8 protein-coding genes are annotated in these 8,446 nt (G+C 57.6%); 6 read left to right on the forward strand and 2 right to left on the reverse strand.

Going from position 1 to position 8,446, the window contains the following annotated elements:
- Positions 1-344 precede the first annotated feature (344 nt).
- Positions 345-1,079, reverse strand: coding sequence for a winged helix-turn-helix transcriptional regulator (locus Q0520_RS05760; protein WP_298667519.1), 735 nt, complete (start codon positions 1,077-1,079; stop codon positions 345-347).
- A 34-nt stretch (positions 1,080-1,113) separates the two neighbouring features.
- Positions 1,114-1,596: a hypothetical protein gene (locus Q0520_RS05765; protein WP_298667520.1), complete on the reverse strand. Its 483-nt coding sequence runs from the start codon at positions 1,594-1,596 to the stop codon at positions 1,114-1,116.
- Between the two features lie 282 nt (positions 1,597-1,878).
- On the opposite strand from Q0520_RS05765, the gene Q0520_RS05770 reads away from it, so the two are divergent.
- From Q0520_RS05770 to Q0520_RS05795, 6 genes are all read left to right on the forward strand, one after another.
- Positions 1,879-2,286: a hypothetical protein gene (locus tag Q0520_RS05770; RefSeq protein ID WP_298667522.1), complete on the forward strand. Its 408-nt coding sequence runs from the start codon at positions 1,879-1,881 to the stop codon at positions 2,284-2,286.
- A 70-nt stretch (positions 2,287-2,356) separates the two neighbouring features.
- Positions 2,357-3,376, forward strand: coding sequence for an ABC transporter permease (locus tag Q0520_RS05775; protein WP_298667524.1), 1,020 nt, complete (start codon positions 2,357-2,359; stop codon positions 3,374-3,376).
- 6 nt (positions 3,377-3,382) lie between these two features.
- The gene (locus tag Q0520_RS05780; RefSeq protein WP_298667526.1) at positions 3,383-4,381 is read left to right on the forward strand and encodes an ABC transporter permease; all 999 of its coding nucleotides are present in this window, start codon (positions 3,383-3,385) and stop codon (positions 4,379-4,381) included.
- A 93-nt stretch (positions 4,382-4,474) separates the two neighbouring features.
- A complete protein-coding gene (locus Q0520_RS05785; RefSeq protein ID WP_298667528.1) occupies positions 4,475-5,509 on the forward strand; it encodes an ABC transporter permease in 1,035 nt (344 codons plus the stop codon).
- A gap of 13 nt (positions 5,510-5,522) precedes the next feature.
- Positions 5,523-6,428: an ABC transporter ATP-binding protein gene (locus Q0520_RS05790; protein WP_298667530.1), complete on the forward strand. Its 906-nt coding sequence runs from the start codon at positions 5,523-5,525 to the stop codon at positions 6,426-6,428.
- The gene (locus Q0520_RS05795; protein ID WP_298667532.1) at positions 6,428-7,963 is read left to right on the forward strand and encodes an NEW3 domain-containing protein; all 1,536 of its coding nucleotides are present in this window, start codon (positions 6,428-6,430) and stop codon (positions 7,961-7,963) included. Before Q0520_RS05790 ends, Q0520_RS05795 begins: the two co-directional genes overlap by 1 nt.
- Positions 7,964-8,446: the final 483 nt, after the last annotated feature.

Below are 8,446 nucleotides of genomic sequence, written 5' to 3' on the forward strand. Positions count from 1 at the left end.
CGGGAGATGAAAATTCCCCGGCATCCTCACCCGCCTCTCTTTTTCTGTCCCGCGGGGGACCGGGCGAGCGGGAGAAAGTGATGGTGACGGCGATCTTCGGGATGTCGCCGTACGACCTGAGGTCCCGCTCGATGGCCCGGAGGTCGTCGGGAGAGGGCATGTACCTGATATGCGCCGAGGCGATGCTCGCCCTGGTGCTCGTCGACGCAGTGCTGGAGCAGGGGATGTATGGCGGGTCTGCCGGAAGAACCGCCGAATAATCAGATCATCTTATTTTCTGGTGTGACCGGCGCCTTGCTCCGGGAAGGTCAGGCAGATGCCCTGCCGGAATCCCGGATACTGGCCTAGTCCTTGATCTCTTCTGTGAGAATGTCCGGGATGCCAGGCATGAGGCGGTAATATGTACTCCTGCCGCTTCGGGCCGATTCGATAACACCGTCGAAGTCGAGCCGTTTCATATGCCAGAAGACCGCCGGCCGGGAGATCCCGATCGCATCCGCGATCTCGGACTGCGAGAGGCCGGGCGTGTCGAGGAGAAGAAAAAGGATCTCTTTCTCCGTCGAGTTCTGCGTATGGAGGAGAGTGTACTCTTTATCTTCAGTGTCGTCCTCGACCTGGATGAAGTATCCAACATTTCCTCCGGCCTGTACTTTTTTGATCTTCCCTCCAGATTGCAGGCGGGAGATATGATATGCCGCCGTCCCGCGGCTGATCCCGGTTATCCCTGCTATCCGGGAGGCGGAGATGCCCGGCTGGTCCCTGATGCACGCATGGATCTTTTTCCTGTTCTCTGGGACCGTGCGGGGGGCGATACGGTAACCCAGGTATGCCCGGAGACCGGAAGAATAGATCAGGTCGGCAGGGAACGCGAGGAGGGGGCAATTGATCAGAATAAAATAGGCAACGAGTCGAGCCGGCGGGATTTCCCAGATTGACATGATATATTCGTCATCTACGTTGATCATGTCGCCGGGTAGTTCTGCGGACTCTGGTTCAACGGTGATCCTTGCCGTTGCCGGACTCAGGAAGAGGAGGAGGACGAGTATGACTGTAAAGAAGATAGTGGGTGTTTTTTGCATCACGCAACCCTCGCGGATGATCAGAGGTGTCTCATCAGGAATATAATACATTCAGGGTGTACGCGTCTCCTTCCTTCGGTACAGAATCGCCGCGCACGTTAAATTGCCATTTTCCAGAGGGGAGAGACGGTGAATCCGAGAGGTCAAGCGAGATCTTTTCGTCGATCTTTCCGTCGGCACTGTCCAGATACGGCCCGTACCGGCCGCCGTCAGGGGTATAGATGGTCAGGGAGACCGAGTCTGTGCCAGAGTGTGGGTGGCCGCTCCAGTCAAGACGGATGCTGATCTTTTTCGTACCGGTGGGAATGTTCTTACTTATGGGATCAGTCTCGCCGGGGTAGATCCGATCGTTGATCGACTGGATGACGTTGCCGGGTCCGGCGATGTCGTACCGGTCGTCGGCAGGGGAGACGGTGATCCGGTCGGCGGATTCTGCATCGCCGGTTGCTGCCGCACAGGGGACGAAGAGGAGCGCGGCGGCAATCAGGAGGCTGAGGACAATTCTTTCTGCATGCATGTTTGCACCGTGATCGACTCTGCGTCCGTAGCTTTAACCCTTGTGAGCAGATCGTTTAACTGTCCGCTCGATTGTTAAATGATCGGCTCATAAGCCACATATATATCATTGAATATACAATTGGCCGTGGATACCCGAATGGGTGTCCCGAGAGAGGCCGGGCACTCGAATCTGCATGCATGCCCGGCCTCTTGCATCGGCCCGGAGGCGATCGGATTGCCCGGTGTCATCAGGGATGGCTGTTGCGGTCTGTTACCTCTGGAGAAAATCGGAGGAAAAGAAATGACCCGAAAACAGAAAGGGGCTCTTCTTCGCCCCATGCTCATGGCGTTGCTGCTTGTCTGCCTTGCCGCCGTGCCTGCGGTGAGTGCGTACACGGCAAACGACATCGCATACTCGGAAAAATTGACTGTGCCGACCCGCGTCTCGTATACGGCGGAAACGTCGGTCAGTCAGACCGTCGATGAGATCTATACCCAGGCAAACCTCTGGTATGATGACGGTTCGTCGTACTCCTGTGTTCAGAGTTCTCCGATGGAGCACTATTACAACAGTAATGGTGGAGGAGCGTATGATACGTATTCCAGTCCATCATCCGGGAATTACAAGTGCCGGGGCTACCGTGCGATCGTCGAAAACGGAGTGGTATCGAAGAACTGGTTCGATCAGAGCGGCTGGACGAGTGTCTGAAACGTCCTTTCGGTAATGAGAGGGGAGGAAGAACGCCTCCCTCCCCTTCTGGTATTTGTGGAGAATCGTCATGCACAGAGACACATCTTCTCGTAACGCTCCCCGCGGCCTGTGGGTCGTGGCGCAGAAAGAGTTCGCCGACCACCTGACCAACCCGGCGTTCCTGGTTCTCTCGTTCCTGCTCATTCTCGTCTGCATCGTCCCGTTCCAGCAGGGCCTCGACAATTATGACAGCGCCCTGGCACTGTATGCCGACCCCGCAAAACTCGCTGAGTTCGGTCCAGAGGGGTCGGTTGGTGGCGGGTTGGCGGCAGAGATCTATTCCCCTCTCCACGATGTCGTCTCGACCGCGGGAGCAATCCTTGCGATCGCGATGGGCTTCGACCTGGTCTCCAGGGAACGGCAGACCGGTTCCCTCAAACTCCTCCTCGCCCGCCCCGTCTTCAGGGACGAGATCATCACCGGCAAGGTACTGGGAGGGGTGGCGGCCCTGACCGCCGTCACCGCCGCCGGTCTCGCCCTCTCGGTGGCCGTACTTCTCTTCAGAGGGATCGTGCCCGGTGCCGACGATCTCGTGTCGGTCCTGCTCTTCGGTCTCGCCACGGTCGCCCTGCTCGCCTTTTACTTCTGTCTTGCGCTTACAATCTCGGCCGTGGCCGGAGAGAGCGGAAAGGCATTTCTCTATGCACTGGTCGCCTTTTTCATCCTCTCCACCCTCGTCCCGGTTGTCGGTTCTGAGGTCAGGAACGACATTGCCGGGTCTTATTCCGATTTACTCGACCACGCAGACCATTCTGATCGCCAGTCTGCTCGAGAGACCTACGAGGAGAGGATGACCCTGATCGACAGTGTCGTGACGGTATTCTCTCCCCAGATGAACTACAAGACCGTTGTCCAGTACTGTCTGAACCCCAGGATCACAGAATATCAGCCCTTCAGAGGGCATCTGGAACTCCTTCCGGCCGGCACGGAGGCACACCCTCTCGACGCCCTCGCCCGGTGCTGGCAGAACGTGCTCGTGCTTGTTCTGGCTCCGATCGCGCTCTTCGGCCTGGCATTCCTGGCATTTCTGCGAATGGACATCAGGTGATGCACAATGACACAGATTCTTGACCTCAGGCGGGTGGCGACCATTACCCGGAAAGAATGTCTCGACCACCTCACAGACCGGACATTCCTGCTGATCCTGGCAATTTTTCTCGTCCTGGCCGTCCTGTCCCTCCGTCAGGGCCTCATCGCCTACGATGACGCCCTCAAACTGTACGAACATTCTGTGGCGTACGCTGATCCCACGTTTTCGTCCCCACTCACCGCGTCTCACCCTCCCTCCGTGATGGTCGTCTTCAGCGTCCTGGGTGAGAGTCTTGCTCAGTGGGGGCCGCTACTTGCGATAGCGGTCGGGTTCGACCTCATCGCCGGCGAACGCTCGTCCCGTTCGCTCAAGACCCTTCTCGTCCGTCCGGTCTTCAGGGACGAGATCATCACCGGCAAGGCCGTCGGCGGCGGGATCGTCCTGGCCATCGCATCCGTCGTAGCCGTCGTCCTGGCCCTCGGCATGATCGCCGCCTCAGGGATCACGGTCCAGCCCGACGACGTCGAGATAGCGGCGCTCTTCTGTGCGGTCACGGTCCTGTACCTGCTGGCGTACTTCGCCGTCGCCCTGGCGTTCTCCAGTCTCGTCGACGACGGCGGGAAGGCGCTCGCCTGGACGATGGCGGCCTTCATCCTCTTCTCGATCCTCGTCCCGGCCGCCGCCACCTATACCGGACAGGCGGTCGCAGGCGACCTCCCCACCTATCCCTCCTACGACGCCCCGGCCGAAGAAATTCAGCACTATCTGGACGCGGCGCGGACACGCTACCAGACGCTCAACAGTGTTGAAAATCTGGTGCTGGTACTCAGCCCCGACGGGAACTATCAGGCGATCACGAAAGAACTGCTCACCGACCGGAGCGATCCGGTATCAGGGTGGGGCGTCTCCAGCCCTGCCGACCTCCTCGGCCGGGTGTGGCAGAACATCGTCGTGATCGCCGTCTTCCCGCTGGTATTCCTTGCTCTCGCGTATGCTCGTTTCATACGGATCGATCTCAGGTGATAAAATGGAATTGCAAATGGTATTACGCCCTTTTCACACCCCGCGGAAATTCCGTGACTCGACCGGCCAGACCCGGTGCGGAGGTGATGCCTGATGCCTGCCGGTCTCCTCGTCGTGGCACATAAAGAGTTCGTCGATCAACTGACCAGCAGGCGTTTTCTCAGCATCTTTGCCCTGCTCCTCATGATCTCCGCCCTGGGGATCTATGGGGGAGCCGAAGACTACAACGAGAACCTTGCCTCCTACAGTGAGCAGTTGCAATCTGCCACCGGAAACGACCCCTACTCCGGATCTCTCTCCGAAAAAATCTCTCCTCTGACGATCTTCTCAAAGATGTCCGACTATATCGTCCTCTTTGGAACGATCCTGGGTATTGCGATGGGCTTTGACCTGATATCGAAGGAAAAGGAGGAGCACTCGCTCAAGACCCTGCTCGCACGCCCGGTCTTCAGGGATGAGATCATCAACGGGAAGGCGCTCGGAAGCGTGCTGGCCCTGGCAATCGCCCTCGGCACCGCCGTGGCAGTGTCGATAGCCATACTTCTCCTGGTCGGTATTGTTCCGACGCTCTACGACTTCGGTGCGATTCTTGTTTTCGCCGTTGTCTCCGGGATCTTTATCCTGGTCTACTTCTCTCTCGCCCTCCTGATGTCTACTGTCTCAAAGGACAGCGGGAGTGCCCTCATAACGACCCTGATCATCTTCGTCGTCCTGTCGTCGGTCGTACCGATCCTGGGCTGGGCGGCCGCCGAATCCATAACCGGAACACCGCCGGCATCCCCCGTGTCCGCGGCGACGGGTTCGTCGTCCATCGATGCCGGGAGCATGCAGGCATACCAGGACGAGATGCAGTCATACTGGGCAAAAAGGTCGGCCTTCTCCTCGGCAATCAACCTCCTCTCTCCAGATCTGAACTACGAAAAAATGGCCACGGCCATCACCGATCCCACACAGGCGGTCACCATGGACAACAACCCCTACTCCTTCGTGGAGGGACCGCCTGAGACGACGCCTGACCTCGGGAAACTCCTCGACGCGATCTGGGCGAACGCCCTGGCGCTCTTCGTCCTCCCCTGCGTCTTCTTTGGAGTGGCATATGCGGCGTTCATGCGGACCGATATCAGGTAAAGGGTGAAATGTCATGATCAGAACAGAACACCTGACAAAGGATTACAACGGCAGGCATGCCGTGGACGATCTCACCATGGAGATCGGCCAGGGAGAGATCTTCGGCTTTCTCGGCCCGAACGGGGCAGGGAAGAGCACGACGATCCTGATGCTCGTCGGCATGATCGAACCGACCGCCGGGCAGTGTTTTATCGACGAAATAGAAGTCGCCCGCAACCCCCTGAAGGTAAAGGACATCATCGGCTACCTCCCCGAAGACGTGGGATTCTACGGGAACATGACCGCAGAGCAGAACCTGGACTACTATGCCCGTTTTTATCCGATGGAGGCGTCGGAGAGATCGAAACGGATCAAGGACCTGCTCGAACTCGTGCACCTGGACGGCGTGACCCAGAAAGCCGGCGAATATTCCCGCGGTATGAGACAGCGCCTCGGTCTTGCACAGGCATTGATCAACGACCCGAAGGTGCTTTTCCTGGACGAACCGACGGCAAACCTCGATCCCGAGGGAGTCCGCGAGTACAGAGACCTGATCGCCCACCTCTCCGACGAGGGGAAGACGATCCTTGTCTCGTCGCACATCCTCTCCGAAGTCAGGGAAGTCTGCAAGACTGTCGGCCTGCTGGTAAAAGGCCGTCTGGTCGCGAAAGGGACGATCGAAGACGTCGCTCGCGTACTGGGGCCGGCAGACGGCGACCTCATCCAGATCGTCCTGGAAACCGAAGAACAACTGCCACGGATCGAAGACCTCGCGATCGTCTCCATGGAGACGGACGGGAATCGCGCGATGATCCGGGCGACATCAGATATCCGCAGCCGGATTGTGACGACTCTCTCCGAGCAGGGAGTCCATGTGCGGGAGATCTCGGTGTGTACGCCTGATATCGAGGATGTCTTCATGTCGATCTACAGGAGATAATGCATGCCCGGGAGACTGCACGCATTGCATCGACCGATCTTGCGAAAAGATCCGTCTATGCCAGAACGCAGGGCGCCGGACATGCAAAAGCGCCGGCAGGTGACGAAAAGATGACAACAAACCCTTCGATGAATGCGATCGTGACGTGTCTTCTCATCCTGACACTCGTACCTGGAGCGATGGCTGCGACGACTGCCAATGCCGTCACCATCGCGTGCGACTTTCCGGGAGAGATGATCGAAGCCGGGGAGACAGCCACCTTTGATCTGACTGTCACCAACATGGGCGATATGAAAACCTGTGCCCTCAACTCCTGGACCTATTTTGACGATACGAACTGGAAGATCCGTTTTGTGGACGACGATCGAGATGTCTACAAGATGTATCTCCCCGCGCAGGAGAGCAAGACGATCCGGCTTGTTGTGGAGTCACCAGGGTATGCCCCTGTCGGCGAGTACCCCATTCGTGTCGGTGTCGGAGACGGGAAGATCTGGCTCTATATCCGGATCACTCAGACACATAGTGGCGAAACCGGAAACCTGGTGCTCACTGCCGTAGATAAAGAAGGGGCCGTGGTAAAAGGTGCCGATGTCGGCATCTATACCGGCGACGAAAGGATCGAAGGAATGCTGACGACTGCCGAGGGAAAGGTCAGCATCGACGCACCTATGGGAGTCTATACCGTCGCCGTCACAAAAGCAGGGTATCAGCCCTGGAGCAAGGGAAAAGTGGAGATCCGGATCGGACAGACCACAGATCTCGGCATCGTCCCGCTGGACAAGGAGAACTTCTATGCCGATGTGCGAGTAAAATCGCCATCTTTGATGGCGACCGTCGGCAGCACTCCTCAATATGAAATTGTCCTGAAAAATGTCGGCAGGGCCGACGACACCTATGTTCTGGGAGTGGAAGGCCTCCCTGATCAGTGGTACGCCCGGTTCAAAGAAGCGCAGGACGCAACCGAGGATCTTACCGAGGCTTATATGCCCGCAGGCGACGAAAAAACCCTTTATCTTGAGGTCATTCCACCGTACTCGGTCGGTGTCGGCGAATACAATCTTACAGCGGTGATCCAGTCTGCGGCCCGGTCGTACGAAGAGAACCTGACGCTGCGGCTCAGAGGAACCTATGATCTCCAGATGTATTCGCCAAGTTATCGTTCTGAGATCAGTCCGGGCGACACAACGTCCTTCCCTCTGACCCTCACGAACGGGGGCACCGGGGGAACGCTGACGAATGTAAATATTAACATCAGTGCGCCAGAAGGCTGGCAGGCAACGGTCGATACTCCCTTGATTGCGAGTCTGGGTCCGGGCGAACGGACGAAGGTGACGATGACGGTGATCCCTCCTGCTGACATAGTTGCCGGCGAGTACAAACTGATCGCGCAGGTGAAATGCGATCAGGCCGAGGAAAAGGACGAGTTCAGGGTCGTCGTACAGGAACATTCGTATATTGCATTTATCGGCCTGCTGGTCGTGCTCGGTGTCGTTGGCGGGCTATGGTATATGTTCAGGAAGTACGGCCGGCGGTGACGGCCTTCCCACCGCATTTTTCCGGTGCTGAAAGGGATAATAACCGAAGTTTCCAGGTGACGGGGCCCTCGCATCATGTTTTGTGGCCGAATTTCTCGCCCTCTCCTTCCCCGGGCCGTCACTCGAAGATCGATTTTGTGAATTCCGGGCTCTGTAGATGTCCCGTTCTGGAGTGCCTGTGCCGGGGGTCTGGGGGCGATAGCCCCGGGTTCGGATTTCGGGGAAGGCGGTGATCCACACTCACTCAATGAAATTCTGGGGGGCGACATCAACCCGAACTTGAGGGTTTACCATGAAAAACTTTTCATGCAGTATGCCTGAGGCGTGTTCTTGCCTCATGCTCGATTCTACAAAGCCGAATCCTGCCTTTTTACTGCCTGCCGGTCTTCAAAAAAAGATTCACCTGTACGCAAGTAACTCCTGCACCTGCCTCAGTTCCCTGATGTCGTACTGCCCCTCGGCCGTCGGGGTGCCGATGTGGCA

Origin of the sequence: uncultured Methanofollis sp. (assembly GCF_937919355.1) — an archaeon.
Classification (GTDB): Archaea; Halobacteriota; Methanomicrobia; order Methanomicrobiales; family Methanofollaceae; genus Methanofollis.

Excerpts from the sequence above, each read along its gene's own strand:
- Q0520_RS05770 (WP_298667522.1), top strand. The coding sequence starts at position 1,879 with ATGACCCGAAAACAGAAAGGGGCTCTTCTTCGCCCCATGCTCATGGCG.
- Q0520_RS05790 (WP_298667530.1), top strand. The coding sequence starts at position 5,523 with ATGATCAGAACAGAACACCTGACAAAGGATTACAACGGCAGGCATGCC.
- Q0520_RS05780 (WP_298667526.1), top strand. The coding sequence starts at position 3,383 with ATGACACAGATTCTTGACCTCAGGCGGGTGGCGACCATTACCCGGAAA.
- Q0520_RS05775 (WP_298667524.1), top strand. The coding sequence starts at position 2,357 with ATGCACAGAGACACATCTTCTCGTAACGCTCCCCGCGGCCTGTGGGTC.
- Q0520_RS05765 (WP_298667520.1), bottom strand. The coding sequence starts at position 1,596 with ATGCATGCAGAAAGAATTGTCCTCAGCCTCCTGATTGCCGCCGCGCTC.
- Q0520_RS05760 (WP_298667519.1), bottom strand. The coding sequence starts at position 1,079 with ATGCAAAAAACACCCACTATCTTCTTTACAGTCATACTCGTCCTCCTC.
- Q0520_RS05795 (WP_298667532.1), top strand. The coding sequence starts at position 6,428 with ATGCATGCCCGGGAGACTGCACGCATTGCATCGACCGATCTTGCGAAA.
- Q0520_RS05785 (WP_298667528.1), top strand. The coding sequence starts at position 4,475 with ATGCCTGCCGGTCTCCTCGTCGTGGCACATAAAGAGTTCGTCGATCAA.